We start from the raw sequence: 24,293 nt of genomic DNA on the forward strand, positions 1-24,293 counted from the left end.
CCTGTGGGAGCGGGTTCACCCGCGAATCAGACGACGCGGTGCATGGCACCGGCTGCGCCGGTGTTCGCGGGTGAACCCGCTCCCACAGGTGCCAATTGCCTAACACGATGGCATTACCTACCCTAGTGGCCTTTCCCCAGCAATGAGACAGGGCCATGTCAGAACACGAAACCGCCGGCGAAGGCCGCTTCAACAGCATCGAGATCCGTATTCTCGGCTCGCTGATCGAAAAGCAGGCCACCAGCCCGGAAAGCTACCCGCTGACCCTCAACGCCCTGGTCCTGGCCTGCAACCAGAAAACCAGTCGCGAGCCGGTGATGAACCTCACCCAAGGCCAGGTAGGCCAGGCCCTGCGCGCCCTCGAGGGGCAAGACATGACCCGCCTGCAGATGGGCAGCCGCGCCGACCGCTGGGAACAACGGGTGGACAAGGCGCTGGAGCTGGTGCCGGCGCAACTGGTGCTGATGGGCCTGATGTTCCTGCGCGGGCCGCAAACCCTCAACGAACTGCTGACCCGCAGCAACCGCCTGCACGACTTCGACGACACCGAGCAGATCCAGCACCAGCTGGAGCGCCTGATCTCGCGCGGCCTGGCCTTGCACCTGCCACGCCAGGCCGGCCAGCGCGAAGACCGTTACACCCATGCCTTGGGCGACCCGGCGGAAATCGAGGCGATCCTGGCCGCACGGCAGCAGGAAGGCGGGGCACGCAGCAGCGGTGGCAATGTGTCGGAAGAGCGCATCGAAGCCCTCGAAGCGCGCATCGCGGCGCTGGAGGCACGCCTGGCCGAACTGGAAGGCTGAGCCGTCACGGCTCGGGGTCGGGGAAGTTGCGGCAGCTCTTGCGCTCGGCCAGCTCCCGGTCACTGGGGCGCTGGTCGACGAACACGGTGCGGCCGTCGGCGTAGATTTCCAGATAGCCCCAGTGCAGGTCCTGCTCTTGCTGCCCGGGTTTTGGGGGGACTAGCCACCAGGGTTCGCGGCTGATCAGGGTCATGGGTGTGATTCCTGAGGGTGTCTGCAGTAATCATAGACATCCTCGGTTATTGCTTTGCTTGTACCGGCCCTTTCGCGGCTAAAGCCGCTCCTACAGGGATCTGCACAGTTTGCAAAATCTGCGCAGTACCTGTGGGAGCGGCTTTAGCCGCGAAGAGGCCGGTACAGGCTTACGCCGGTGCCGAAGTGCGGATCAGGTGGTCAAAGGCCGCCAGCGATGCCTTGGCCCCCTCACCCACCGCAATCACGATCTGCTTGTACGGCACAGTCGTCACGTCACCCGCCGCAAATACACCCGGGATGCTGGTCTGGCCCTTGGCATCGACGATGATCTCGCCACGCGGCGACAGCTCGACGGTGCCTTTCAGCCAGTCGGTGTTCGGCAGCAGGCCGATCTGCACGAAGATGCCTTCCAGCGCCACTTCATGCTGCTGGTCGGTGGTGCGGTCCTTGTAGCGCAGGCCGGTCACCTTTTCGCCATTGCCCAGCACTTCGGTGGTCAGCGCACTGGTGATCACCTTCACGTTCGGCAGGCTGTGCAACTTGCGCTGCAGTACCGCATCGGCACGCAGCTGGCTGTCGAACTCGATCAACGTTACCTGGGCGACGATACCCGCCAGGTCGATGGCCGCTTCCACACCCGAGTTGCCACCACCGATCACCGCCACGCGCTTGCCCTTGAACAGCGGGCCGTCGCAGTGCGGGCAGTAGGCCACGCCACGGGCGCGGTATTCCTGCTCGCCCGGCACATTCATTTCACGCCAGCGGGCACCGGTGGCCAGGATCACGGTCTTGGCCTTGAGCGAGGCGCCGCCAGCCAGGCGTACTTCGTGCAGGCCGCCATCGGTGGCCGGGATCAGCGCTTCACCGCGCTGCAGGTTCATGATGTCCACGTCGTACTGCTTGACGTGTTCTTCCAGCGCCGTGGCCAGCTTCGGCCCTTCGGTTTCCTGTACCGAGATGAAGTTCTCGATGGCCAGGGTATCGAGCACCTGGCCGCCGAAACGCTCGGCCGCGATACCGGTGCGGATGCCTTTACGCGCGGCATAGATGGCTGCCGAAGCGCCGGCTGGGCCACCACCGACCACCAGCACGTCGAAGGCGTCCTTGGCGTTGATCTTCTCGGCCTGGCGGCCGGCTGCGTTGGTGTCGATCTTGCCGAGGATTTCTTCCAGGCCCATGCGGCCCTGGCCGAACACTTCGCCGTTCAGGTAGATGCTCGGCACCGCCATGATCTTGCGCGATTCCACTTCCGCCTGGAACAGCGCGCCGTCGATGGCCACGTGGCGCACGTTGGGGTTGAGCACCGCCATCAGGTTCAGCGCCTGGACCACGTCCGGGCAGTTCTGGCACGACAGCGAGAAGTAGGTTTCGAAGGTGAATTCGCCTTCCAGCGCCTGGATCTGTTCGATCACTTCGGCACTGGCCTTGGACGGGTGCCCACCGACTTGCAGCAGTGCCAGCACCAGCGAGGTGAATTCGTGGCCCATGGGGATGCCGGCGAAGCGCAGGCTTATGTCGGCTCCCGGGCGGTTCAGCGAGAACGATGGACGACGAGCATCGCTGCCGTCCGCGCTGAAAGTAATAAGGTTCGACAGGCTGGCAATTTCCACCAGCAGGTCGTGCAATTCGCGGGATTTCGCGCCGTCGTCGAGGGAGGCAACGATCTCGATCGGCTGGGTGACCCGCTCCAGGTAGGTTTTCAGTTGCGATTTAAGCGTGGCGTCCAACATACGGGCGATTCCTTTTACAAAACTCGGATACAAAAACGCCCAGGCGAGGTCGCCCGGGCGCTTTTACGGGGCGGTAGGTACTTCAGCTTTGGCGGCTGGCTACCGCCCGCGATATGCGCATCGGCTTAGATCTTGCCGACCAGGTCCAGCGATGGAGCCAGGGTGGCTTCGCCTTCTTTCCACTTGGCCGGGCAAACTTCGCCTGGGTGAGCGGCAACGTACTGGGCAGCCTTAACCTTGCGCAGCAGTTCGGCAGCATCGCGGCCTACACCACCGTCGTTCAGTTCGACGATCTTGATCTGGCCTTCCGGGTTGATCACGAAGGTACCGCGATCGGCCAGGCCGGCTTCTTCGATCAGCACGTCGAAGTTGCGCGAGATGACGTGGGTCGGGTCACCGATCAGCGGGTACTGGATCTTGCCGATGGTGTCCGAAGTGTCGTGCCAGGCTTTGTGGGTGAAGTGGGTGTCGGTGGACACGCCGTAGATTTCCACGCCCAGCTTCTGGAACTCGGCGTAGTTGTCAGCAAGGTCACCCAGCTCGGTCGGGCAGACGAAGGTGAAGTCGGCCGGGTAGAAGAACACGACAGACCACTTGCCTTTCAGGTCGGCTTCGCTGACCTGGACGAACTCGCCCTTGTGGTAGGCGGTGGCGTTGAACGGTTTGACCTGGCTGTTGATGATTGGCATGAGAGACGCTCCTTCATGGGGTTGGAATCAGTTGATGGAGAGAATCCTAACCGCTGGTCCCGACAAAGGCTCATTGGCAAAGCTCATGCTTGTGATTGGTTTTGGCTATAACCGAGGATAATTAATAGAAGGGAATGGGCTGAGCAAAGGATTGCGGGGTCGTACCTCCTGACTCCATGGTCGGATCACTCCTGTAGGAGCGGCCTTGCGTCGCGATGGGCTGCGAAGCAGCCCCTGTGTATCTCACGATTGCAGAAATACTGGGGCTGCTTCGCAGCCCATCGCGACACAAGGCCGCTCCTACAACGGTATGCGTTGCGTTGGGATCAGCGTGTCGCTGTGCGCATGGTCACGAACTCTTCGGCCGCGGTCGGGTGCACGCCAATGGTTTCGTCGAACTGCTGCTTGGTCGCACCGGCCTTCAGGGCAACGCCCAGGCCCTGGATGATCTCGCCGGCGTCGGGGCCAACCATGTGGCAGCCCAGCACCTTGTCGGTCTCGGCATCGACCACCAGCTTCATCAGGGTCTTTTCCTGGATGTCGGTCAGGGTCAGTTTCATCGCACGGAAGCGGCTCTCGAATACCTGCACCTTGTGCCCGGCCTCCAGCGCCTGCTCCTCGGTCAGGCCCACGGTGCCGATGGGCGGCTGGCTGAATACCGCGGTGGGTATGTTCTGGTAGTCCACAGGGCGGTATTGCTCGGGCTTGAACAGGCGCCGGGCCACGGCCATGCCCTCGGCCAGAGCCACTGGAGTCAATTGCACGCGGCCAATCACGTCGCCAATGGCCAGGATCGACGGCGCGGTGGTCTGGTACTGCTGGTCAACCCGAATGTAACCGCGTGCATCCAGCTCGACACCGGTGTTTTCCAGGCCCAGGTTGTCCAGCATCGGGCGCCGGCCGGTGGCATAGAACACGCAATCGGTGACCAATTCGCGGCCATCCTTGAGGGTGGCCTTGAGGCTGCCGTCCTCGAGCTTGTCGATGCGCTGGATGTCGGCGTTGAACTGCAGGTCGAGGCCGCGCTTTTCCAGTTCTTCCTTCAGGTGCGTGCGCACCGAACCGTCGAAACCACGCAGGAACAGGTCGCCACGGTACAGCAGCGTGGTAGCCGCCCCCAGGCCCTGGAAGATGCCGGCGAACTCGACGGCGATGTAGCCACCGCCCACCACCAGCACCCGGCGTGGCAGGTCCTTGAGGTAGAAGGCTTCGTTGGAGGTGATGGCCAGTTCCTTGCCCGGAATGTCCGGCACCTGTGGCCAGCCACCGGTGGCGATGAGGATGTGCTCGGCGGTGTAGCGCTGGCCGTCCACCTCCACTTCGTTGGCACCGGTCAGGCGCGCATGCCCCTGCAGCAGGGTGACCCCGCTGTTGACCAGCAGGTTGCGGTAGATGCCGTTGAGGCGCTCGATTTCCCGGTTCTTGTTGGCAATCAGGGTGCCCCAGTCGAAATGCCCTTCTTCCAGGGTCCAGCCGAAGCCTGCGGCCTGCTCCAGTTCGTCGGCGACGTGTGCGCCGTACACCAGCAGTTTTTTCGGCACGCAACCCACGTTGACGCAGGTACCGCCCAGGTAGCGGCTCTCGGCCACTGCCACCTTTGCGCCAAAGCCGGCGGTAAACCGCGCCGCGCGCACCCCGCCGGACCCGGCACCAATCACGAACAGATCAAAATCGTAGGCCATGTATTCACTCCCCTAGGCAGGCGCCCAGCATAACGCACTGGGGCCGCTTTGCGACCCTTCGCAGGCCCGCCCGCTCCCACAGTACCGGCGCAACCTTGAAGGCCTGCACAATACCTGTAGGAGCGGGCGCGCCCGCGAAGGGCTGCAAAGCAGCCCCAGTTATCAGCTTTGATACAAGTAGCGGCTTATCAGTAAGCCTTGCCAGTCTTGTAGTAGTTCTCGAAGCAGAAGTTGGTCGCGTCGATGTAGCCCTCGGCGCCACCGCAGTCGAAACGCTTGCCTTTGAACTTGTAGGCGATCACGCAGCCGTTCTGCGCCTGTTGCATCAGGGCGTCGGTGATCTGGATCTCGCCACCTTTGCCCGGCTCGGTGTTGGCGATGATGTCGAAGATGTCCGGGGTCAGGATGTAGCGACCGATGATCGCCAGGTTCGACGGGGCATCTTCCGGCTTTGGCTTCTCGACCATGTTGGTGACGCGGAAAATGTCGTCACGGATCATGTCGCCGGCGATCACGCCGTACTTGTTGGTTTCCTGCGGATCGACTTCCTGAATGGCGACGATCGAGCAACGGAACTGGTTGTACAGCTTGACCATCTGGGTCAGTACGCCGTCACCTTCCGGGTTCACGCACAGGTCGTCCGCCAGCACCACGGCGAACGGCTCGTCGCCGATCAGCGGGCGGCCGGTCAGGATGGCATGGCCCAGGCCTTTCATTTCGGTCTGGCGGGTGTAGGAGAACGAGCACTCGTCGAGCAGGCGACGGATACCAACCAGGTATTTTTCCTTGTCGGTGCCCTTGATCTGGTTTTCCAGCTCGTAGCTGATGTCGAAGTGGTCTTCCAGAGCACGCTTGCCGCGCCCGGTGACGATGGAGATCTCGCTCAGACCGGCATCCAGTGCCTCTTCAACGCCATACTGGATCAGTGGCTTGTTGACCACCGGCAGCATTTCCTTGGGCATGGCTTTGGTAGCGGGCAGGAAGCGGGTGCCGTAACCGGCTGCCGGGAACAAGCATTTTTTGATCATATACGTCCTTACAAAAGGCTAGGCCTGTGGAATTCGGCGCAGTCTAATCAGGCGGCAGTCACCTTACAATGCCCTACCTGTGGCCGATCGATGGGAAGATAGAGATAACCCAGTGTAGATAGTTCCGGGGGATCGTAAATATTGCTGTCATCCATGACCGTTGGATGACAGGAAATCGGGGTTGCCTGTACTGGCCTCTTCGCGGGTAAACCCGCTCCCACAAGGATCACCACAGGCTCTGAATGCTGTGCAGTACCTGTGGGAGCGGGTTTACCCGCGAAGAGGCCGGCACAGGCAATACATCAGCTACCCGTGCCCTGCCCGATCAACACCCCATCGACCTTCTGCCCATACAGGTTCACCCCGTCATTGGCATGGAACTTCACCCGCGTCTTCTCGATGGAGCCTTCCACCAGCCGCGGGTCCTGCGGCCGTTCATGGCGGTTGACCCAGGCCGCCACATCCCAGGCCTGCTGGTCACTCAGGCTGCCCGGCTTGCCCAGCGGCATGTTGTACTTGATGAACGACGCCGCGGTGTTGATGCGGTGCATGCCGGCGCCCCAGTTGTAGGAGTCCTTGCCCCACAGCGGCGGCATCACATACTCGCCCGCCACCTTCTGCCCCTCGCCGTTGTCGCCGTGGCAGATCGCACACTGCTCGCGATAAACCTGCTGGCCGCGCTTGAAGTCGTACCCGCCCTTGGGTTGCGGCACCTCCGGGTAACCTCGCCCGGCAATCTCCACGCCAGTCGGCGCCTTGGTCGACAGCCAGTACGAATACACCGCCAGCGCCGTCATCTGCGGGCTGTCGGCCGCAGGCGGCTTGCCGTTCATGCTGAACTGGAAACAGCCCTGGATACGCTCGGCGTAGGTGTTGACCTTGTCGTTTTTCTTGCGGTACGCGGGGTACATCGGGTACGCCCCCCACATCGGCGCGGAATGCGCCAGCCGCCCCTGGTCAAGGTGGCAGTTGCTGCAGTTCATGCCATTGCCCACGGCCTCAGGCATCAACCTGCGGGTGTCGACGAACAAAGCATGCCCCTCGCGCACCATCTTGCCAAAGGCATTGTCAGGCAACTCGCTTTCCGCTGGCGGCACGAACTGCGGCGCGGCCTGCACGCCAGGCACTTTCAACTGCGACTGGTCTTCCATGGCGATCTGGGCGGCCTGGGCGCTGCCCATGGCCAGCAGCAGCAGGGCTGGAATCATCGGTTTCATGGCTTGACCTCCTGGCTGGCGGGGCGGGCGAAGAACTCGGCAACGGCCTTGATCTCGTCATCGGTCATGGCCTTGGCCACACCGACCATCAGCTGGTTGGGGTCATTGCTGCGGGTGCCGTCCCGCCAGGCATTGAGCTGCGCCACCAGGTAACTGGCGGGCTGGCCGGCCAAGGGCGGAAAGTGTTCGCCAACCCCGCCACCGCCCGGGCCATGGCATTGCACGCAACCAGGAATCTGCCGGCTCCAGTCACCGTACAGGGCCATGCGGGTGGTGGGATCATCGGCAATCTGCTGGCGACGCAGGTCGCCTGCAGGGTCTGCCGGCAGGCTGGCCAGATAGGTGCTGACAGCCTTGATCTCATCCTCGCTCAGGGCCTTGGCAAGCGGCTCCATCACCGGCTGCTTGCGGCTGCCGTTGCGCCAATCATGCAATTGCTTGCTGAGGTAAGCGGCCGGCAGCCCGGCCAGGCGTGGGAAGCCGGCAGCGGCAATGCCCTTGCCGTCCGGGCCATGGCAACCCAGGCAAGCCATGGCGGCGGGGTTGGCCCCGCCCTGGGTGAAGACTTTCTGGCCATCGGCGGCATGCGCCGCGGGCCAGGCCAGGATCAGCAGGCTGCCGATCACGACGCGACTCAACGGTGTCATCACGAATCTCCTTTTCTATTGTTATATGCTTAGGCCTAAAACATATAAGCAAAAGGAGCGTGATCAGTTGCCCTGGATCAACTACCGGAGATGCATTGGGTGGCTGCGGTGCGCACGTCGCCCAGGCGCAGCGGGAAGTTGTTCAGCCGCTCGTGCAGCTTGATGCTGCTGCCGCTGCCACGCTTGTCGATATCCACCAGCGCCGCCGGGCCTACGCCCGAGCTGATCTTCTGCGGCACGATCAGCCGCAGGCCATCGCCGCGCTGCTCTTCCACCAGCGGGTCGCGGGTATCGGCCAGCTTCTGCTTGACGCAATCGGCATACGCGCGCGGGGACTTGCCGGAGATCACATCCAGCGTTTCACGCGACTGTTCCAGTTCCGTAACACTCACACAGCCACCCAGCGTCACCGCCAACGCCGCCACCATCCACTTCATTTGCAGCACCTCTGCCTTCAAGAATCCGCTTCGACCACAGCCAGGCTGTTTTGCTCCCTGCTTTGGCAGATTTATCTACGCCTGGCGGAACAGCGCGGCAGTGTAACCCGACATCGTGGTATCTTTCGCCTTTGCAGAACCAATCCTTGCGGAGCATCACATGAAATTCGTACACCAGCGCGAGCACCTGAACGAGGACGACATCGTCGTCATCGAGTGCTCCCAGCGCTGCAACATCCGCCTGATGAACGACGCCAACTTCCGCAGCTTCAAGAACGGCGGCCGTCACACCTACCACGGTGGCCATTTCGACAAGTTCCCGGCGAAGATCACCGTGCCCAGCACCGGTTTCTGGAACATCACCATCGATACCGTGACAACCCGCCCGATCTCGGTCACCCGCAAGCCAACCTTGACCCACAAGATCAAGATCGTCCGTCGTTCATCGTCGAAACTCAGATAAGGCCACCATGACCCAGACCACCAAGTACGTCATCAAGTACAAGCTCGACGGCCAGCGCCGCTGGGACTTCGCACTGATGCCCGACGCCTCCCTCGAACAAGCCCTGGAAGCCCTGCGCAAGATTCACGGCGAAGACGCCGACAAGATCAGCGACATCCAGGTCAGCAAAGCCTTGTAAACACCCGCCCCGCCGTACCGCTCGCCCGCGCAAGGAGAACCGCATGAGCCACTGGCCCGACCGCCGCATCCTCGACCTGCTGGGCATCGAGTTGCCCATTCTGCAGGCCCCCATGGCCGGTGCGACGGGCTCGGGCATGGCCATTGCCGTGGGCCTGGCGGGCGGTTTGGGCGCCCTGCCCTGCGCCATGCTCACGGGCGACCAGGTGCGCGCCGAGATCGCCGCCTTCCGCGCCGGCTGCCCGGGCCGCCCGTTGAACCTGAACTTCTTCTGCCACCAGCCGCCAGCGCCCGATGCCGAGCGCGATGCACGCTGGAAGCAGGCGCTCGAGCCCTATTACAGCGAAGTGGGCGCAGACTTCGCGGCGCCCACGCCGGTGTCCAACCGCGCGCCTTTCGACGAACAGAGCTGCCAGCTGGTCGAGCAACTGCGCCCGGAGGTGGTGAGTTTCCACTTCGGCCTGCCCCAGGCCGACCTGCTGCAACGGGTAAAGGCCAGCGGTGCCAAGGTGCTGTCCAGCGCCACCACCGTAGAGGAAGCCGTGTGGCTGGAGCACCACGGCTGTGATGCGATCATTGCCATGGGCTATGAAGCGGGCGGCCATCGCGGCATGTTCCTCAGCGACGATATCACCAGCCAGATCGGCACCTTCGCCCTGGTGCCACAGGTGGCCGATGCGGTCAGCGTGCCGGTGATTGCCGCCGGCGGCATTGCTGACCACCGCGGCCTGTTGGCGGCACTGGCCTTGGGTGCTTCGGCAGTGCAGATCGGAACAGCGTACCTGTTCTGCCCCGAGGCCAAGGTCTCGCCGGCGCATCGCCAGGCCCTGGACAGTGCACCCGCCAGCGACACGGCGCTGACCAACCTGTTCACCGGCCGACCGGCGCGCGGCATCAACAACCGCATCATGCGTGAGCTGGGGCCGATGAGCGACCTTGCGCCACGCTTCCCACTGGCCGGCGGAGCGCTGATGCCTTTGCGGGCGATTACGGATCCGCAGGGCAATAGCGATTTCAGCAACCTGTGGTCGGGGCAGGCGCTGCGGCTGGCTAGGCATATGCCGGCGGGCGAGCTGACCCGGGAGATTGCCGAAAAGGCGCTGGCCGTGATCGGCCGCCAGGCGTCTGCATAAGCAGGTCTGGCCTCTTCGCGGGTGAACCCGCTCCCACAATTCGAATATTGGGGGGCCCCTGTGGGAGCGGGTTTACCCGCGAAAGGGCCTGGCCTGCTTACGCATTACCTTGCCCCTTCCCGGCCCACGGCCTATCGCTATATAGTTCAGGCTATAACGATAACCCCCAAGGAACTGTCTTCATGCGTATCCGCCCGTCCCACCTGGCTGCCACCGCCCTGGCCAGCCTGCTCGCCTTCAACACTGCCTGGGCCGATGAAGTCCAGGTCGCGGTCGCAGCGAACTTCACAGCCCCCATCCAGGCCATTGCCAAGGACTTCGAAAAAGACACCGGCCACAAGCTGGTCGCCGCCTATGGCGCCACCGGCCAGTTCTACACGCAAATCAAGAACGGGGCGCCGTTCGAGGTATTCCTGGCTGCCGACGACAGCACCCCGGCCAAGCTCGAGCAGGAAAAGGCCATTGTCCCGGGCTCGCGCTTCACCTACGCCATCGGCACCCTGGCCCTGTGGTCGGCCACGCCTGGCTATGTCGACGCCAACGGCGAAGTGCTGAAGAAGAACCAGTTCAAGCACCTGTCCATCGCCAACCCGAAAACCGCTCCCTACGGCCTGGCCGCCACCCAGGTGCTGGACAAGCTGAAACTGACCGAAACCACCAAGCCCAAGCTGGTCGAAGGCCAGAACATCACCCAGGCGTTCCAGTTCGTCTCCACCGGCAACGCCGAGCTGGGCTTTGTCGCCCTGTCGCAAATCTACAAGGACGGCAAGGTCGAAAGCGGTTCGGCCTGGATCGTTCCCTCGACCCTGCACGAGCCCATCCGCCAGGACGCGGTAATCCTCGAAAAAGGCAAGGACAACCCCGCCGCCAAGGCCCTGGTCGACTACCTGAAAGGCCCGAAAGCCGCGGCAGTGATCAAATCCTACGGTTATGAAATCTGATGCCACTGGACGCCAGTGACCTGGGTGCCATCTGGCTGACCGTGAAACTGGCCAGCCTGACCACCCTGATCCTGCTGATCGTCGGCACGCCCATCGCCTGGTGGCTGGCGCGCACGCGCTCGTGGCTGCGTGGGCCGGTGGGCGCGGTAGTGGCCTTGCCGCTGGTGCTGCCACCCACGGTGATCGGCTTCTACCTGCTGATCGCCCTCGGCCCGCATGGCTGGCTGGGCCAGGCGACCCAGGCGCTCGGCCTGGGCAGCGTGGTGTTCAGTTTCACCGGCCTGGTGATCGGTTCGGTGATCTATTCCATGCCGTTCGTGGTCCAGCCGCTGCAGAACGCCTTCGGCGCCATTGGCCAGCGCCCTCTGGAAGTGGCTGCCACACTGCGCGCCAGCCCCTGGGACACCTTCGTCCACGTGGTGCTGCCGTTGGCCCGCCCGGGCTTCATCACCGCCAGCATCCTCGGTTTCGCCCACACCGTGGGCGAGTTCGGCGTGGTGTTGATGATTGGCGGCAATATCCCCGACAAGACACGCGTGGTCTCGGTGCAGATCTTCGACCATGTCGAGGCCATGGCCTATTCGCAAGCACACTGGCTGGCAGGTGCCATGCTGGTGTTCTCGTTCCTGGTGCTGCTCCTGCTGTACGCTGGGCGCCGCGGCAAGGCTGGCTGGAGCTGATATGAGCGCATCGATTGTGGCGCGCCTGAAACTGGCGCGCGACGACTTCACCCTGGACGTCGACCTGCACCTGCCCGGCCGAGGCATCAGCGCGCTGTTCGGCCACTCCGGTTCTGGCAAGACCAGCTGCCTGCGTTGCCTGGCCGGGCTGGAACGGGCCGCCAGCGCCTACATCGAGGTCAACGGCGAAGTCTGGGAAGACAGCGCCCGTGGCTACTTCCAGGCACCACACCTGCGCCCGGTGGGTTACGTGTTCCAGGAGGCCAGCCTGTTCCCGCACCTGTCGGTACGCGGCAACCTGGAGTTCGGCTGGCGCCGGGTGGCCGCTGCCGAGCGCAAGGTCAGCCTCGACCAGGCCTGCCAGTTGCTGGGCATCGGCCACTTGCTGGCACGCCGGCCGGCAACCTTGTCCGGTGGCGAGGCACAGCGGGTGGGCATTGCCCGCGCCCTGCTCAGCAGCCCGCGCCTGCTGTTGATGGACGAGCCGCTGGCTGCCCTCGACGGGCCGCGCAAGCGCGAAATCCTGCCCTACCTGGAACGCCTGCACGACGAACTGGACATCCCGCTGGTGTATGTCAGCCATGCCCAGGAGGAAGTGGCGCGGCTGGCCGACCACCTGGTGTTGCTGGAGCAAGGCCAGGCAGTGGCCAGCGGCCCGATCGGCGAAACCCTGGCCCGTCTCGACCTGTCGCTTGCCGAGGGCGAGGATGCCGGCGTGGTGTTCGAAGGCCTGGTGGTGGGGCACGATCCGCACTACGACCTGCTCGACCTGCGCCTGCCCGGCAACAATGGGCCACTGTTGCGTATCACCCACCCGGCCCAGGCGATGGGCAGCACCTTGCGGGTCAAGGTGCAGGCCCGTGACGTCAGCCTGGCCCTGGCAGCCGACAGTACTTCCAGCATCCTCAACCGCCTGCCGGTGCGCGTGCGCGAAAGCCGCCCGGCCGCCAACCCGGCGCATGTGCTGGTCAGCCTGGATGCCGGCGGCAACGCCTTGCTCGCACGCATCACCCGCTTCTCGGCAGACCAGCTCGGCCTGCACCCGGGCCAGGTGCTGTTCGCCCAGATCAAGTCGGTGGCGTTACTGGGCTGAGCATCGGCCCCGTGGCTGATGTCCATTGATCAGTGACCTGATCGAGGCCTGCCAGCCATGCTTGACTGCCCCCTGCCGCGCTCCCTGCACTACGTCGACGACAGCCAGCCGGGCCTGACCCGGCGGCGCTGGCGGGGCCGCTTCATCTACCTGGATGCCGACGGCCAGCGGGTGCGCGACAGCGAAACCCTCGCCCGCATCGCCGCACTGGTAATCCCCCCGGCCTATACCGAGGTGTGGATCTGCGCCGACCCGCAAGGCCACCTGCAGGCGACAGGTCGCGATGCCCGTGGCCGCAAGCAATACCGCTACCATGCGCAGTGGCGCGAAGTACGCGACCAGCACAAGTACGGGCGCATGCTGGCGTTTGCCCAGGCCCTGCCGAAACTGCGTGCACAACTGCACGCCCACCTTGCCCGGCCAGGCCTGGACCGGGAAAAGGTAATGGCGCTGGTGGTCAGCCTGCTGGACCACACCCTGATCCGCATCGGCAACCAGCGCTACCTGCGTGAAAACCAGTCCTATGGCCTGACCACCCTGCGCAACCGCCATGTCGAGGTGAAGGGCAGCAGCATCCGCTTCCAGTTCCGCGGCAAGCGTGGCGTCGAGCATAACGTCAGCCTCAACGATCGGCGCCTGGCCAACCTGCTCAAGCGCTGCATGGAGCTGCCCGGGCAAGCGCTGTTCCAGTACCTGGACGACGACGGCCAGCGCCACAGTGTCGGCTCCAGCGAGGTCAACCAGTTTCTGCAGCAGCTGACCGGCGCCGACTTCACCGCCAAGGACTACCGCACCTGGGCCGGTAGCAGCCTGGCCCTGGACCTGCTCAGGCCCTTGGCCTGGGAACCCGAGAGCGAAGCCAAGCGCCAGGTCGCCGCCATCGTCCGCCAGGTAGCATCACGCCTGGGCAACACGCCGGCGGTGTGCAGGCGCTGCTACATCCACCCGGCTGTACTTGAACACTATGCCCTGGGGCGCCTGGCCAACTTGCCGAAGAACCGTGTACGCAAAGGCCTGGACCGTGAAGAAGTAGCCTTGCTGTTATTTCTTCAGGCACTCGAGGAACAGGATGACCATTAACCCGGTCTATTCAGACCATGATGCGAAGAAATTTCCCATTGGCCGCCAAGCCCCCTATTCTTGCCACCGAGCACCTTGGCCGACAAACCGCTGGCGGTTTGCTTCGGCACCTGCGACTGAAGACACGCAACAGAATTTGTCTGTCGGGGAATTACTATCCGCCGAAAGCGTCTTTAATGAGAAGGAAGAGGGACAAGCTCCCGCCGCCGTGGCAACTAGCCCGACGGACTTTTACATCACCAAGGAGAACTACATGCTGATACTCACCCGCAAGGTTGGCGAAAGCATCGTCATCAACGATGACATCAAAGTCACCATTCTGGGCGTCAAAGGGATGCAGGTGAGGATCGGTATCGATGCACCGAAAGACGTCCAGGTCCACCGCGAAGAAATCTTCAAGCGTATCCAGGCTGGCAGCCCGGCCCCGGAAAAGCACGACGACTCGCACTGAGCGACCTGCCTCAAGCCGCACGGACGCGCTTGATCGCCCCGCGCCTCAGGTGCCCAGCAGTTCGTGCACCTTGGCGATCATACAGTCCATGTCGAACGGTTTGTCGAACACCGCGGCGAACAGTTCCGGGCATCCCTGGTTGGCCTGCGCGCCACTCATGAGGATGACCGGCAACTCGCTCAAGGCCGGGTCCTCACGCATCGAGCGCACCAGCTCCTCACCGTTGAGCAGTGGCATCATGTAGTCGGTGATAACCAGCTGAACGCGCTTTTCCTTCAGTGCCTCCAGCGCCTTGCAGCCGTTGCTCGCCTTTTCCACCAGAAAACCTTCGTCCTCCAGGGCAAAACCGAGGATATCGGCAATCAGGTACTCGTCATCGACGATCAGGATGGTGTTCATCGCCCGCCCCGTCACCCGCTCCCCTGCGACACCGGCGTTCCCGAGAGCACACCGCAGGCGCCTTCGAACGCCTTGCGCAGGGTAATGCCTTGCGGCCCGATCAGCAGCTCGTGCAAGGCAGGGTCATGGTGGCTGTCACGCACCTTGAGGATCGACAGCATGCGCCGCAGCTGCGAATCCAGCTCGACGAAGCGCATCAGCATCAGGTTGTCGACGATACTCGACAGGTCCGGGGCCGGGGCGCTGATCTCCGCGCCGAAGATGTCGCGCATTTCCCAAGTGAGCATCACGCTGATATCGCGTGCGCGCAGCTCGCCGGCCAGAGCGCGGAAAAACGCATTGAGCCGCGCCGGGTCGATGGCCAGGCGGCTGAACGCCCCCAGGCTGTCGATCAGCACGCGCTTGCTGCCTTGCGCTTCGACTCGCTCGAGCAGGCGCGCACCGACCTGGTCCAGCAGGCCCTCGGTGGTCGGCTGCCAGCACAGCTGCAGGCTGCCGCCCTGCTCCATGGCTGCAAAATCGTAACCCAGCGACGCGGCCTTGATTCGCAGGCGCTCCGGCGTTTCGTAGAAGCCGAAATGCAGCCCCGGCGCCTGCGGGCTGCTGGCACCGAGAAAAGCCAGGCCCAATGACGTCTTGCCAATACCCGAGGGCCCGATCAGCAGGCTGACCGAGCCCGTGGCCAGGCCGCCACCGAGCATTTCATCCAAGGTCGCCACCCCGCTACTGACGCGCTCCAAGGTGGCGCTGCCCGCCTGGCTGGGGTGGCTGAACAGCGACTCCAGGCGCGGGTATACATGCATGCCGGCTCCATCGATGAGGCATTCATGGCGCCCCGACAACGCCGCACTGCCCCGTGTCTTGCGCAGCTGGATATGGCGCACGGCGCGGCTGCCGAACAGTTGCTCGCCCAGTTCGATCACGCCGTCGACCATGGTGTGCTCCGGGCTGCCCTCCTCCAACCGGGCACTGGTCAGCAGCAGCACGGTGCAACCGGCGAAGGCCGCATGGCCCTGTAGTTCGGAAACGAATTTCTTGGTGTCCAGCGCTGTTTCCGCACGCACCCGGGCATTGAGCACGCCATCGACGATCAGCAGGCTGGCCTGCTGGCGGGCGATTTCCTGGCGCAGCAGCCGTACCACGGCGTCCAGGCCTTCCTGCTCCAGGGTGTCGAAAGCACTGACGAACTGGATCGGGTCGCCGACCAGTGCCGGGTCGAAGAACTCCAAGGTCGCCAGGTACTGGAACAGCCGCTCGTGCGACTCGCTCAGCAAGGTGGCCACCAGCACCCTGCCACCGCCGCGCACATGCCCGCAGGCCAGCTGGTTGGCGAGGATGGTCTTGCCCGCGCCCGGCGGGCCCTGAATGATGTAGGACGCGCCAGCCACCAGGCCACCCTGGAGCAACGCATCGAGCCCATCGATCCCCGTCACCAGCCGCCTGAGTGCCTGTGCCATGGTGTTCTACCTGTCGAGTTGGCTGTCCGCCTGCTGATAGATTGGCAAGTAAAGTTGCATGCAAGTTCCCCGGCCGGGCTCACTGTCCACGCAAATGGCACCACCGCTCTGCCTGGCAAAACCATACACCTGGCTAAGGCCCAGGCCAGTCCCCTTGCCAAAGGGCTTGGTGGTGAAAAACGGTTCGAAGATCCGCGGCAGTACCGCTGGCGCGATGCCCTCGCCGCTGTCTTCCACCTCGAAACGCACAAACCCGCCGTGCAGGCCTTCCACCTCGCCGGCCAGTTCGACCACATCGACGGTCAAGCCGATCCGGCCCTGCCCCGTGATGGCATCGCGGGCATTGAACAACAGATTGAGCAGCACCATCTGCAATTGCCCGGCATCCACCTCGATCAGGGGCAGGTCTGGCTGCAGCACAACCTCCAGGTCAATCGAACCGGGCAGCGCATGCTCCAGTAGACCACGGGTGGCGGCAATAAGGTTCGCCGGGGCGACGCAAGACACATCAAGCTTGCGGTGGCGGGCAAAGCTGAGCAGCTGCTGGGTCAGTTCGGTACCCCGCTGCCCGGCATCCAGAATATGCTGCAGCATGCGCTGGGCGCGTGCCGGGTCCTGTGTGGCCAGCGCCAGGCGCGCCGAGCTGATGATGATGGTAAGCATGTTGTTGAAGTCATGCGCCAGGCCACCGGTCAACTGACCGAGGGCCTCCAGCTTCTGTGCCTGGAACAGCTGGGCGCGTACCGCGTCCAGTTGCAGCGCCGACTCGCGGCGGTCGGTGATGTCCCGGGTCACCTTGGCCAGGCCGACGACCTGGCCCTGGTCATCGCGAATCACATCCAGCGCGGCCAGCGCCCAGAACTGCGTGCCATCCTTGCGTACGCGCCAACCTTCATCCTGCGCCACGCCCTGCTCCAGCGCCTGGCGCAACAAGCGCTCCGGGCGGCCTTCGGTGCAATCCTGCGGGGTGAAGAACAACGAGAAATGCTGGCCGATCACTTCATCGGCACGGTACCCCTTGATGCGTTGCGCGCCTGCGTTCCACGACACCACATGGCCGGACGGGTCGAGCATGTAGATGGCGTAATCCACCACCGACTGAACCAGCTGTTCATAGCGGTGGGCAGGCATGACAGGGTGGTCGAGGCAGTCAGCTGAAACCATGCGAGCTCCACCGGTACGGCAGGAGGGAAGATAGGGCGAGGTTCAACGCTCTGGCTCAACCAGCACCGGGCTGATGCGCCGCGGCATCGCCACTTTCAGCAGCCACAAGCCGACCAGCAGGATAAGCCCGCCACCGGCCAGGGCCATCAGGCGCTGCGGTTGAGGGTGTTCGGCATCGAACCCCAGCATCAGCAGGTAACCGCCCAGGCTGATCAGGCTGAGGTAGAGAAACGCCCCCAACACGACTACCAGCACGAACAACAGTCGCCAGAACAGCCGTGGGCGTACGATACGCTCGGAAGCACTGGACTGATTCATCACCGCATACTCTTTGGATCCAATAAAGGGGCAACAGTGGCGTAATGACAGCAAGGTGTCAATTGCCCAATCGATCGACCCTTCACTCTGTTGATCATAGGTGCTGTGGTTGACTCAACTATAACAATGGGTTATAAAGCGCGCTTGATTGCGAAGCCCTTCTGCTTAGAAGCGAGCTGGTCGTCACGACCCCTTCAAGCGTGCGAGTGTGGTGGAATTGGTATACACAGCAGACTTAAAATCTGTCGGCGTGAGCCTTGCGGGTTCGAGTCCCGCCACTCGCACCAAATTCTTTGCGAAGGCGCCCTTGCGGCGCCTTTTTGCTGCCCGCCAGCAATCCTTTGCGCAGCTGCTAGAGTGGAGCTTGTACCCGTCCACTGGAACACCGCCATGCGCTACTCCCTGTTCGATGGTCAACGCGACATCATTATCCTGATTGCCCGTGTGCTGCTGATGATCCTGTTCGTCTTGTCTGGCTGGGGCAAGCTGACCGGGTTCGAAGGCACGGTTGGCTACATGACTTCACTGGGCGCCCCTGCCCCCATGCTGGCAGCGGCAGTTGCCGTGCTCATGGAGTTCGTCGTCGGCATACTGCTGATCCTCGGTTTCTACACCCGGCCGCTGGCCTTCCTGCTGGCGCTGTTCGTGCTGGGCACGGCGCTGCTGGGTCACCCGTTCTGGAGCATGGTCGACCCTGAGCGCAGCGCCAACATGACCCAGTTCCTGAAAAACCTCAGCATCATGGGCGGCCTGTTGATGCTGGCAGTGAGCGGCCCAGGGCGTTTCTCGGTAGACGGGCGCTGAGTCAGTCGTCTTCGCAGTCGTCGAACCAGGCTGGGTGATCGCGCTCCTCGTCATCGAGGTCATCCAGCGTTTCCTCGTCTTCCTCAACCTCGTCCTCGGCGCCCTGGGCATCCGCTTCAGGCTCGATATCGTCGTAGAGGAATTCGTGGTCAAGCAGGTGATCGTGCTCGGGTTCGTGCAGGTCGTCTTCGTCGTGCATGCTGGCTCCTGGGCTGGTGGCAGGCCTGTATAGGCTGATCGGCTGCGCAGGTCAATGCGTTACCGCTTAATGCTCGGTTAACCGGCCGGGTCCACTCTGCAGGCTCTCCCTTCAAACGTTGCTTGCCCGCCTTCCAAGGCGGGCTTTTTTATGACTGTGTCGGCGGCAGGGCCAGACCAGGCAAAATGCATGCATGACAGCCTCATGACCTGACCTTCACGAAATACTGACATCCGGATGGGCACACTGGCCCTGCTCCGTATGTTCTTGCAGCCCGCCGCATTATTGCCGCGGGCTTTTCTTTTTGTGGCGAGCCTTACGCAGAACCCGGCAGGAGCGGCCTTGTGTCGCGATGGGCTGCAAAGCAGCCCCAACAACTTATGCGGCATCGCTGAAATCCCCGGGGCCGCTATGCGGCCCTTTCGCGACACAAGGCCGCTCCTACACGTGCCCGCGCAGGGCAGGTACCTGCTGCGCACAAGCCTCCCACCCCAGACCATGACCTGAAGCAGTTTTGCCCCACCAGGCAAGGGCTATGCTAAACCCGGCGATAACCCAAGCTCATTCGGATAGACACGGAGGCTCCTATGAAAGCTGCTGTTGTTGCACCAGGCCGTCGCGTGGATGTGGTGGAGAAAACCCTGCGCCCCCTCGAGCACGGTGAAGCGCTGCTGAAGATGCAATGCTGCGGTGTGTGCCACACCGACCTGCATGTGAAAAATGGCGACTTCGGTGACAAGACCGGTGTGGTGCTAGGCCACGAAGGCATCGGCGTGGTCCAGGCAGTAGGGCCAGGCGTCACCTCGCTCAAACCGGGCGACCGCGCCAGCGTGGCCTGGTTCTACCAGGGCTGCGGGCATTGCGAGTATTGCAACAGCGGCAACGAAACCCTGTGCCGCGAAGTGAAGAACTCCGGCTACACCGTGGACGGCGGCATGGCCGAAGCCTGCATCGTCAAGGCCGACTACTCGGTAAAAGTGCCCGACGGGCTCGACTCCGCTGCCGCCAGCAGCATTACCTGCGCCGGCGTCACCACCTACAAGGCGGTGAAGATCTCCAACATCCGCCCTGGCCAATGGATCGCCATCTACGGCCTTGGCGGCCTGGGCAACCTTGCCCTGCAATACGCCAAGAACGTCTTCAACGCCAAAGTGATCGCCATCGACGTCAACGAAGAGCAACTGCGCTTCGCCAGCGAGATGGGCGCCGACCTGGTCATCAATTCACGCACCGAGGATGCCGCCAAGGTCATCCAGGCCAAGACCGGTGGCGCCCATGCCGCCGTGGTTACCGCCGTTGCCAAGGCTGCCTTCAACTCGGCCGTTGATGCCCTGCGTGCGGGTGGCCGCCTGGTTGCGGTCGGCCTGCCTTCGGAAGCGATGAACCTGAATATCCCTCGTTTGGTGCTGGACGGTATCGAGGTGATCGGCTCGCTGGTCGGTACCCGCCAGGACCTGCAGGAAGCTTTCCAGTTTGCGGCGGAAGGGAAAGTGGTGCCGAAGGTGACCTTGCGGCCGATCGAGGATATCAACCAGATCTTCGAAGAGATGCTGGAGGGCAAGATCAAAGGGCGGATGGTGATTCAGTTCGAGGGGTGATGGCCCATGTGCGCTGGCTGTTGGTGCAGCGCACGCTACCCTGCTGCATTCGAGCGCAGGCAGTCAGAAATCGCTTCCGTCCCTTGTAAAGCGAACCAATGGGCGCGCCTTGGGCTCTGGTTTCGAGTAAACGCTATGCTCCATATACGTTTTTGTCCAAGTCGTGGTTTGTAGTTGCTTCGCAAGCCGCAAACTGGCTAGCACATCGGGGTCAATGTATGGGTATCCGCAGCTTGGCGAAAAACCTGCCACCCGATCCGGACAATGACGGCTGGGTGCTTGGATGGGGCGTACTGAGAGACCGGCATCCCTGGCATTTCGTCGATGTTTATGCCGACCAGAAGACTGCCAGGGCCGAGGCGGAGCGCCGCGGGGTTGGCTATGTTGTGGAGTTCGGCTCGCACCGCCTGGGATCGGATGAATTCGTTTGCGGGATATCCCCGCCTGAAGGCTAGCGTTTGAATGGACGGAGCGGCGGGCGATGGATCCTGCGGCCGTAGGCGACAGACAGCTATCGACCCTTGGCTGTCATTTTGCCCAACAGCAATCATTGTGGGAGCGGGTTTACCCGCGAACACCGGCACCGCCGGTGCCATCCACCGCGGCGCCTGCTTCGCGGGTAAACCCGCTCCCACAGAGTACGCGTCGCGCTTACGAAACCAGTTATCTTTTAGCGTCCGTTTTGGGTCGAAAGCAGCCTTTCAGCAAAGGCATGAAACCAACAACTTTGATAGTTCTGACTAGTCGACGAGGCCGACATGCCCTGGCGGGCGTTACCCCTTGGTCAGATCAACCAATGGCGTCTGCCGCACCTCGGTTTCGCGCCCTCCTTGTATCTCGCCAACCTGCTTCAAGGCCTTGTCCACTGCCACCTTGTCCGCCAACAAGCTGTAGCTGATGTGGAACTGCCTGTGTTCCTTCGGTCCGATTGTCGGCACCAGGTTCAGTGGCCGCTGGTAACGGCGGTTGTAGGAAAAACTCGTCCCCGGCTCGAGCCCGGTCACATAACCCTGGCCTTGGGTATCGGTATTTTTCCACAGTGAAAATACAGGCAATGTCCGAGTATCGAAGCCGACCGAAACGCCCAGACTGCCAGCCTTGTCATGCAACACGGCCAACGTATTGCCCTGGGCATCGGCATACGGCACCACGTTAAAAACCGTTTCGTCATAGTCCTTGGTGGGCGCTCGGTAGGTTTGCCAATCGGCCAGATCTTCCCTTGCCTTGTCGTTGAACGGCGACACCTGTTTCACTGGCGCGGCGAACCGAGCGCCCTGCTCCAGAAACGGGGTGCTGAAGTTACTGTGATACAGCGCCTGGTATTCCTTCGGATAATCGCCGTTGTTGGTCAGGGTATCGTTGAGGGCGAACATCACGCTGCCCGGTTCGGTGACCAATTCGGTCACGACGGAGAAGTCGACCTTCTTGAACGCCTGCTCTTTCAGTTCGCCACGCAGGCTGATGGCGTATGGTGGTTTCTCATCGATGTGCAGCGTGACTTTGTTCGCAGGTATGTTGGCGGCCCGACCGTGCAGGGTCAGCAGCTCGCCATTGTCGACGCCGGGGTGGCCGACCCATTCGTAACCACAGCGGGCGACCAGTTCGTTGAAGCCCTCCAGCCAGCCCAGACCATTGCGCCCATTGAGTTCGATGAAGGACGGGTTGACCACTTCCTTGACCGGCGAATCCCAGCCCATGCGCACATTGCCGACCGACGCCTGCAAGACGTTCATTCCGCGGGTCGGCACTACCGAAAGTTTCATCGTACCGTTATCGATGTCGACGATGCTGACACCCTCTTGCCGGCCTCCGTGCAAAGTGCGCAAGGTAACGCTGAAGGGCTTGTCGGTTTTTATGCCAAGTTGCTGGCTGGTGATCTGCCAGTTCCGGGCGGCTTTGTCTGTGTCGAGCAGAACGTAATCCCAGGCCATGGTGTGGGAGGCTGCGGACAGGGCGCCGAGAGCAACGAAGAATTTGAGGAGGGGCATGACAGGTTGCCTTTCTTGGAGTTGTTCCCCTTTATAGACACGAAGAAACGTTTCAGCAAGCTAGCCAAGCGATGCTTTCGATTGGCACAGGTTTCTTTAGCTAGTTTCAGGGAGTAGCCTCGGCACAGTGAATCTTTCGAGCCCGATCAGGTTATCAACCTTGTGAAAGCATCAGAGAGACAGAACAATTGCCAAACTCGATAGAATCTTCATTGCCATGCCAGACGGTTTCCCTGATTTGCCCTCGCTGAACGCGTTGCGTGTTTTTGAAGTGGTGGCTCGCCGCTTGAACTTCCGTGTGGCTGCCGAGGAGCTGGGCGTGACCCAGGCGGCAGTTGCCCAGCAGATACGCGGGCTGGAGGCGAGCCTGGATCTGCGTTTGTTTGAACGCCTGCCCCGTGGCTTGGCGTTGACTGATGCGGGCCTGGGCTACAGCGGAAGCATTCGCAGTGCACTGGCCATGATCGACGAGGCAACACGCCTGCTTCGGCCGCAGACTTCTCACCTGACAGTCAGCGTTACACCTACCTTCGCCTCGAAATGGCTGATTCCCAGGCTCGGCAATTTTGCGCAGAGCCACCCAGACATCGATTTGCGTGTGCTGGCAACCGACCGGCTGTCGCACTTCAGCACCGATGGTGTGGATATCGCTGTCCGCTATGGCAAGCCCGAGTTCGGAGCAGGTTTGAATAGCGAGCTGCTGATGGAGCAGCGAATCGTTGCGGTGGCCAGCCCAAGGCTGTTCGAAGGCAGTGAAATACCTGCCAGCTTTGCGCAGTTGCAGGATTTCGTCATGTTGCACGATGCCCATAATTTCTGGCCTCAGTTCCTGGCAGAGCTGTTCCCGCATCACCTGCAACCCACAGCCAGAAATCTGCGCTTCAATCAGACCTCATTGGCCATTGAAGCGGCAATCAGCGGCCAGGGCATTGCCTTGGCCAGCCCTGCGTTCGTCGGTGATGACATTGCCGCAGGCCGACTGATGCAGGTTTTTACCCAGCAACTCAGGGTCGACAAGTCGTTTTATCTGGTCTGGCCACGCAAGATGAAACAGCCGGACTCATTGAGCGTCGTCCAACACTGGCTCAAGCAACAAGCTGTCGATAGTTAATCTATCGCAACAGTGAAGTTTAGCTGTCTCCCTCACCAGTAGGACTGCTGCTAAGGTGAATGCACCTGAAAAATCAGCATTGAGAGATTGGAGGTAGCATGTCAGTAGAAAAAGTTGCGATTATCACGGCGGGTGGCAGCGGCATGGGCGCAGCGGCAGCACGACGCCTGGCCGCCGACGGCTTCAAGGTTGGGATTCTCTCCTCTTCGGGCAAGGGCGAGGCGTTGGCTGCCGAACTCGGCGGTATTGGTGTAACCGGTAGCAATCAGTCGGTTGAAGACCTGCAACGCCTGGTCGATGCTGTCGTGGAGAAGTGGGGCCGTATCGATGTGCTGGTCAATAGCGCCGGCCATGGTCCGCGCGCGCCAATCCTGGAAATCAGCGACGAGGATTGGCACAAGGGCATGGATACTTACCTGCTCAATGTCATTCGCCCGACTCGCCTGGTGACGCCTTACATGCAGCGTCAGAAGAACGGAGTGATTATCAACATCTCCACTGCCTGGGCGTTCGAACCCAGCGAGCTGTTCCCGACTTCTGCTGTATTCCGCTCGGGCCTTGCCGCGTTTACCAAGATCTTCGCCGACAATTTCGCCGGCGATAACGTGCGCATCAACAACGTCCTCCCTGGCTGGATCGACAGCTTGCCGAGCACCGAGCAACGCCGCGACAGCGTGCCGCTCAAGCGCTACGGCACCAGCGAAGAAATCGCTGCGACCATTGCGTTCCTTGCTAGCGAAGGCGCGGCCTACATCACCGGGCAGAACATCAGGGTCGATGGCGGCGTAACACGCAGCATTTGATCGTCC

At 62.3% G+C, this 24,293-nt stretch carries 28 protein-coding genes and 1 tRNA gene; 15 read left to right on the top strand and 14 right to left on the bottom strand.

All coding sequences use genetic code 11. From position 1 onward, the window contains the following. Positions 1–155: 155 nt before the first annotated feature. Positions 156–803, top strand: coding sequence for a YceH family protein (locus tag CAG00_RS20320; protein WP_025339663.1), 648 nt, complete (start codon positions 156–158; stop codon positions 801–803). 4 nt (positions 804–807) lie between these two features. Here the strand turns inward: CAG00_RS20320 and CAG00_RS20325 are convergent, their stop codons facing one another. The 8 genes from CAG00_RS20325 to CAG00_RS20360 form a co-directional block, all read right to left on the bottom strand. Then, complete coding sequence (locus CAG00_RS20325) at positions 808–996, bottom strand: hypothetical protein (protein WP_013973178.1); 189 nt, start codon at positions 994–996, stop codon at positions 808–810. Between the two features lie 169 nt (positions 997–1,165). Next, positions 1,166–2,728 carry an alkyl hydroperoxide reductase subunit F gene (ahpF, locus tag CAG00_RS20330; RefSeq protein WP_075045611.1) on the bottom strand — a complete coding sequence of 521 codons (1,563 nt, stop codon included), beginning with the start codon at positions 2,726–2,728 and terminating at the stop codon, positions 1,166–1,168. Between the two features lie 125 nt (positions 2,729–2,853). Further along, positions 2,854–3,417, bottom strand: coding sequence for an alkyl hydroperoxide reductase subunit C (ahpC, locus tag CAG00_RS20335; protein ID WP_004375926.1), 564 nt, complete (start codon positions 3,415–3,417; stop codon positions 2,854–2,856). Positions 3,418–3,743: 326 nt separating this feature from the next. After that, the gene (gene gorA / locus CAG00_RS20340; RefSeq protein ID WP_085665198.1) at positions 3,744–5,099 is read right to left on the bottom strand and encodes a glutathione-disulfide reductase; all 1,356 of its coding nucleotides are present in this window, start codon (positions 5,097–5,099) and stop codon (positions 3,744–3,746) included. A gap of 188 nt (positions 5,100–5,287) precedes the next feature. Next, positions 5,288–6,127, bottom strand: coding sequence for a UTP--glucose-1-phosphate uridylyltransferase GalU (gene galU / locus CAG00_RS20345; RefSeq protein ID WP_085590936.1), 840 nt, complete (start codon positions 6,125–6,127; stop codon positions 5,288–5,290). 302 nt (positions 6,128–6,429) lie between these two features. Then, positions 6,430–7,344, bottom strand: coding sequence for a c-type cytochrome (locus CAG00_RS20350; protein WP_046614978.1), 915 nt, complete (start codon positions 7,342–7,344; stop codon positions 6,430–6,432). Next, the gene (locus tag CAG00_RS20355) at positions 7,341–7,991 is read right to left on the bottom strand and encodes a cytochrome c (RefSeq protein WP_085665199.1); all 651 of its coding nucleotides are present in this window, start codon (positions 7,989–7,991) and stop codon (positions 7,341–7,343) included. The genes CAG00_RS20350 and CAG00_RS20355 overlap by 4 nt, the downstream gene beginning before the upstream one ends. 77 nt (positions 7,992–8,068) lie before the next feature. Next, the gene (locus CAG00_RS20360; protein WP_025339668.1) at positions 8,069–8,428 is read right to left on the bottom strand and encodes a hypothetical protein; all 360 of its coding nucleotides are present in this window, start codon (positions 8,426–8,428) and stop codon (positions 8,069–8,071) included. 160 nt (positions 8,429–8,588) lie between these two features. Here CAG00_RS20360 and CAG00_RS20365 point away from each other — a divergent pair, with 160 nt between their 5' ends. From CAG00_RS20365 to csrA, 8 genes are all read left to right on the top strand, one after another. After that, entirely contained in the window at positions 8,589–8,891 is a 303-nt protein-coding gene (locus CAG00_RS20365) for a DUF1883 domain-containing protein (RefSeq protein WP_004375922.1), read from the top strand. Positions 8,892–8,898: 7 nt separating this feature from the next. Then, complete coding sequence (locus CAG00_RS28865) at positions 8,899–9,069, top strand: hypothetical protein (protein ID WP_176240905.1); 171 nt, start codon at positions 8,899–8,901, stop codon at positions 9,067–9,069. Positions 9,070–9,112: 43 nt separating this feature from the next. Continuing rightward, positions 9,113–10,201 (top strand): nitronate monooxygenase family protein, encoded by a 1,089-nt coding sequence (locus CAG00_RS20370; protein ID WP_085665200.1) that lies wholly within the window; start codon positions 9,113–9,115, stop codon positions 10,199–10,201. Between the two features lie 182 nt (positions 10,202–10,383). Then, positions 10,384–11,142 carry a molybdate ABC transporter substrate-binding protein gene (modA, locus tag CAG00_RS20375; RefSeq protein WP_085665201.1) on the top strand — a complete coding sequence of 253 codons (759 nt, stop codon included), beginning with the start codon at positions 10,384–10,386 and terminating at the stop codon, positions 11,140–11,142. Beyond that, positions 11,142–11,822, top strand: a complete 681-nt coding sequence (gene modB, locus CAG00_RS20380; RefSeq protein WP_025339672.1) for a molybdate ABC transporter permease subunit — start codon at positions 11,142–11,144, stop codon at positions 11,820–11,822. The genes modA and modB overlap by 1 nt, the downstream gene beginning before the upstream one ends. A 1-nt stretch (position 11,823) precedes the next feature. Then, a complete protein-coding gene (gene modC, locus CAG00_RS20385) occupies positions 11,824–12,915 on the top strand; it encodes a molybdenum ABC transporter ATP-binding protein (RefSeq protein ID WP_085665202.1) in 1,092 nt (363 codons plus the stop codon). A 57-nt stretch (positions 12,916–12,972) separates the two neighbouring features. Further along, positions 12,973–13,995 (top strand): DNA topoisomerase IB, encoded by a 1,023-nt coding sequence (locus CAG00_RS20390; protein ID WP_085665203.1) that lies wholly within the window; start codon positions 12,973–12,975, stop codon positions 13,993–13,995. Between the two features lie 253 nt (positions 13,996–14,248). Further along, positions 14,249–14,446: a carbon storage regulator CsrA gene (gene csrA, locus CAG00_RS20395; RefSeq protein ID WP_004375914.1), complete on the top strand. Its 198-nt coding sequence runs from the start codon at positions 14,249–14,251 to the stop codon at positions 14,444–14,446. A 45-nt stretch (positions 14,447–14,491) separates the two neighbouring features. Here csrA and CAG00_RS20400 read toward each other — a convergent pair whose 3' ends face one another. Genes CAG00_RS20400 through CAG00_RS20415 form a run of 4 tightly spaced genes read right to left on the bottom strand, consistent with a single transcriptional unit; the run spans position 14,492 to position 17,784 of the window. Beyond that, positions 14,492–14,845: a response regulator gene (locus CAG00_RS20400; RefSeq protein WP_013973192.1), complete on the bottom strand. Its 354-nt coding sequence runs from the start codon at positions 14,843–14,845 to the stop codon at positions 14,492–14,494. Positions 14,846–14,856: 11 nt separating this feature from the next. Continuing rightward, entirely contained in the window at positions 14,857–16,302 is a 1,446-nt protein-coding gene (locus CAG00_RS20405) for an ATPase domain-containing protein (RefSeq protein ID WP_085665204.1), read from the bottom strand. A gap of 6 nt (positions 16,303–16,308) precedes the next feature. After that, positions 16,309–17,466, bottom strand: coding sequence for a nitrogen regulation protein NR(II) (locus CAG00_RS20410; RefSeq protein ID WP_085615098.1), 1,158 nt, complete (start codon positions 17,464–17,466; stop codon positions 16,309–16,311). 42 nt (positions 17,467–17,508) lie between these two features. Next, on the bottom strand, positions 17,509–17,784 hold the full coding sequence (locus CAG00_RS20415) for a hypothetical protein (RefSeq protein WP_085615096.1): 276 nt from the start codon (positions 17,782–17,784) through the stop codon (positions 17,509–17,511). Between the two features lie 202 nt (positions 17,785–17,986). Here CAG00_RS20415 and CAG00_RS20420 point away from each other — a divergent pair. Together CAG00_RS20420 and CAG00_RS20425 are read left to right on the top strand one after the other, a co-directional pair. Further along, positions 17,987–18,071, top strand: a tRNA-Leu gene (locus tag CAG00_RS20420). 103 nt (positions 18,072–18,174) lie between these two features. After that, the gene (locus CAG00_RS20425) at positions 18,175–18,588 is read left to right on the top strand and encodes a DoxX family protein (protein WP_025339679.1); all 414 of its coding nucleotides are present in this window, start codon (positions 18,175–18,177) and stop codon (positions 18,586–18,588) included. A gap of 1 nt (position 18,589) precedes the next feature. Here CAG00_RS20425 and CAG00_RS20430 read toward each other — a convergent pair whose 3' ends face one another. Then, complete coding sequence (locus CAG00_RS20430; protein ID WP_025339680.1) at positions 18,590–18,787, bottom strand: hypothetical protein; 198 nt, start codon at positions 18,785–18,787, stop codon at positions 18,590–18,592. A 587-nt stretch (positions 18,788–19,374) separates the two neighbouring features. Here CAG00_RS20430 and adhP point away from each other — a divergent pair. After that, the gene (gene adhP / locus CAG00_RS20440) at positions 19,375–20,385 is read left to right on the top strand and encodes an alcohol dehydrogenase AdhP (protein ID WP_075045624.1); all 1,011 of its coding nucleotides are present in this window, start codon (positions 19,375–19,377) and stop codon (positions 20,383–20,385) included. 218 nt (positions 20,386–20,603) lie between these two features. After that, positions 20,604–20,840, top strand: coding sequence for a hypothetical protein (locus tag CAG00_RS20445; RefSeq protein ID WP_075045625.1), 237 nt, complete (start codon positions 20,604–20,606; stop codon positions 20,838–20,840). A 318-nt stretch (positions 20,841–21,158) separates the two neighbouring features. Here the strand turns inward: CAG00_RS20445 and CAG00_RS20450 are convergent, their stop codons facing one another. Next, positions 21,159–22,373, bottom strand: coding sequence for an aldose 1-epimerase family protein (locus CAG00_RS20450; protein ID WP_085665206.1), 1,215 nt, complete (start codon positions 22,371–22,373; stop codon positions 21,159–21,161). 217 nt (positions 22,374–22,590) lie between these two features. On the opposite strand from CAG00_RS20450, the gene CAG00_RS20455 reads away from it, so the two are divergent. Together CAG00_RS20455 and CAG00_RS20460 are read left to right on the top strand one after the other, a co-directional pair. Then, positions 22,591–23,484 carry a LysR substrate-binding domain-containing protein gene (locus CAG00_RS20455; protein WP_025339684.1) on the top strand — a complete coding sequence of 298 codons (894 nt, stop codon included), beginning with the start codon at positions 22,591–22,593 and terminating at the stop codon, positions 23,482–23,484. Positions 23,485–23,582: 98 nt separating this feature from the next. After that, on the top strand, positions 23,583–24,287 hold the full coding sequence (locus CAG00_RS20460) for an SDR family oxidoreductase (RefSeq protein ID WP_085599320.1): 705 nt from the start codon (positions 23,583–23,585) through the stop codon (positions 24,285–24,287). The last annotated feature ends 6 nt before the right edge of the window (positions 24,288–24,293 follow it).

Origin of the sequence: Pseudomonas sp. B5(2017) (genome assembly GCF_002112825.1) — a bacterium.
In the GTDB taxonomy this organism is placed as follows: domain Bacteria; phylum Pseudomonadota; class Gammaproteobacteria; order Pseudomonadales; family Pseudomonadaceae; genus Aquipseudomonas; species Aquipseudomonas putida_Z.

Bases quoted from the DNA above. Each gene is read 5' to 3' on its own strand.
- CAG00_RS20360 (WP_025339668.1), bottom strand. From the start codon at position 8,428: ATGAAGTGGATGGTGGCGGCGTTGGCGGTGACGCTGGGTGGCTGTGTG.
- adhP (WP_075045624.1), top strand. From the start codon at position 19,375: ATGAAAGCTGCTGTTGTTGCACCAGGCCGTCGCGTGGATGTGGTGGAG.
- CAG00_RS20370 (WP_085665200.1), top strand. From the start codon at position 9,113: ATGAGCCACTGGCCCGACCGCCGCATCCTCGACCTGCTGGGCATCGAG.
- CAG00_RS20445 (WP_075045625.1), top strand. From the start codon at position 20,604: ATGGGTATCCGCAGCTTGGCGAAAAACCTGCCACCCGATCCGGACAAT.
- CAG00_RS20450 (WP_085665206.1), bottom strand. From the start codon at position 22,373: ATGCCCCTCCTCAAATTCTTCGTTGCTCTCGGCGCCCTGTCCGCAGCC.
- CAG00_RS20425 (WP_025339679.1), top strand. From the start codon at position 18,175: ATGCGCTACTCCCTGTTCGATGGTCAACGCGACATCATTATCCTGATT.
- CAG00_RS20455 (WP_025339684.1), top strand. From the start codon at position 22,591: ATGCCAGACGGTTTCCCTGATTTGCCCTCGCTGAACGCGTTGCGTGTT.
- CAG00_RS20400 (WP_013973192.1), bottom strand. From the start codon at position 14,845: ATGAACACCATCCTGATCGTCGATGACGAGTACCTGATTGCCGATATC.
- CAG00_RS20410 (WP_085615098.1), bottom strand. From the start codon at position 17,466: ATGGTTTCAGCTGACTGCCTCGACCACCCTGTCATGCCTGCCCACCGC.
- CAG00_RS20355 (WP_085665199.1), bottom strand. From the start codon at position 7,991: ATGACACCGTTGAGTCGCGTCGTGATCGGCAGCCTGCTGATCCTGGCC.
- ahpF (WP_075045611.1), bottom strand. From the start codon at position 2,728: ATGTTGGACGCCACGCTTAAATCGCAACTGAAAACCTACCTGGAGCGG.
- modB (WP_025339672.1), top strand. From the start codon at position 11,142: ATGCCACTGGACGCCAGTGACCTGGGTGCCATCTGGCTGACCGTGAAA.
- CAG00_RS20325 (WP_013973178.1), bottom strand. From the start codon at position 996: ATGACCCTGATCAGCCGCGAACCCTGGTGGCTAGTCCCCCCAAAACCC.
- modA (WP_085665201.1), top strand. From the start codon at position 10,384: ATGCGTATCCGCCCGTCCCACCTGGCTGCCACCGCCCTGGCCAGCCTG.
- gorA (WP_085665198.1), bottom strand. From the start codon at position 5,099: ATGGCCTACGATTTTGATCTGTTCGTGATTGGTGCCGGGTCCGGCGGG.
- csrA (WP_004375914.1), top strand. From the start codon at position 14,249: ATGCTGATACTCACCCGCAAGGTTGGCGAAAGCATCGTCATCAACGAT.
- ahpC (WP_004375926.1), bottom strand. From the start codon at position 3,417: ATGCCAATCATCAACAGCCAGGTCAAACCGTTCAACGCCACCGCCTAC.
- CAG00_RS20460 (WP_085599320.1), top strand. From the start codon at position 23,583: ATGTCAGTAGAAAAAGTTGCGATTATCACGGCGGGTGGCAGCGGCATG.
- CAG00_RS20405 (WP_085665204.1), bottom strand. From the start codon at position 16,302: ATGGCACAGGCACTCAGGCGGCTGGTGACGGGGATCGATGGGCTCGAT.
- modC (WP_085665202.1), top strand. From the start codon at position 11,824: ATGAGCGCATCGATTGTGGCGCGCCTGAAACTGGCGCGCGACGACTTC.
- CAG00_RS20365 (WP_004375922.1), top strand. From the start codon at position 8,589: ATGAAATTCGTACACCAGCGCGAGCACCTGAACGAGGACGACATCGTC.
- galU (WP_085590936.1), bottom strand. From the start codon at position 6,127: ATGATCAAAAAATGCTTGTTCCCGGCAGCCGGTTACGGCACCCGCTTC.
- CAG00_RS20390 (WP_085665203.1), top strand. From the start codon at position 12,973: ATGCTTGACTGCCCCCTGCCGCGCTCCCTGCACTACGTCGACGACAGC.
- CAG00_RS20430 (WP_025339680.1), bottom strand. From the start codon at position 18,787: ATGCACGACGAAGACGACCTGCACGAACCCGAGCACGATCACCTGCTT.
- CAG00_RS28865 (WP_176240905.1), top strand. From the start codon at position 8,899: ATGACCCAGACCACCAAGTACGTCATCAAGTACAAGCTCGACGGCCAG.
- CAG00_RS20350 (WP_046614978.1), bottom strand. From the start codon at position 7,344: ATGAAACCGATGATTCCAGCCCTGCTGCTGCTGGCCATGGGCAGCGCC.
- CAG00_RS20415 (WP_085615096.1), bottom strand. From the start codon at position 17,784: ATGAATCAGTCCAGTGCTTCCGAGCGTATCGTACGCCCACGGCTGTTC.
- CAG00_RS20320 (WP_025339663.1), top strand. From the start codon at position 156: ATGTCAGAACACGAAACCGCCGGCGAAGGCCGCTTCAACAGCATCGAG.